We start from the raw sequence: 623 nt of genomic DNA, 5'->3' as shown, positions 1-623 counted from the left end.
AGACAGCGCCAACGCCAGCACACCCGCCTGCTCGGGCGTCAAGTTCGCCCCCAGGGTTTGGCGCAAGCGCTGCATGGCCTCGGTGACCAGGGGCTTGTTGATCAACACCAGCTCAAAATCCTTGCGCGCCTTGTCGTTTTTCAACAGAGGTGGGGTGCGCCCCAACTCGCGCCAGTTGCGGAAAATGGCGCGAATGCCGGTTCCGGCCTGGTCCGACAAACCAATGCGGCGAAACGCCTTCACGATGGCCGGGTTTCGCACTTCCTTTTCAGTGGGATCCAACAGCTCGGCTTCGGTCGCAAAGGCATCGCCGGGGTTCCAGAACACCGTGCGGTCGGTAAACAACTTGATGGAGGCCTTGCGCCCGTGGTCGCCATAGTCCTGGTGGATCAACAGGTTGATGGCCGCTTCACGGAAGGCCACATAGTCCGGCGGATCATCGTTGCGGCGCAGCGTCGTCGGGTCGAGCGAGAACGGATGCTCGGCAATGCGCATGTAGCGCGCCACCAGGCCCTGCCAGGTCTGGAAGATGTTCTCCTCGAACACATAGCGGTCATGCCAGCGCTGCTCGGCAGACCATTGGTCAAAAGCCGTGTCGATACGCTGGTAATCCAGCACCGGCC

1 protein-coding gene is annotated in these 623 nt (G+C 61.6%); it reads right to left on the bottom strand.

Translation table 11 applies throughout. From position 1 onward, the window contains the following. On the bottom strand, nucleotides 1-623 hold a 623-nt coding region (locus KDH83_RS31165; protein ID WP_283093865.1), incomplete at both ends, for an ATP-binding protein.

This window comes from Achromobacter sp. Marseille-Q0513 (genome assembly GCF_018195695.1).
GTDB lineage: Bacteria > Pseudomonadota > Gammaproteobacteria > Burkholderiales > Burkholderiaceae_B > Achromobacter.
This window is presented reverse-complemented; position numbering and strand designations above follow the sequence as displayed.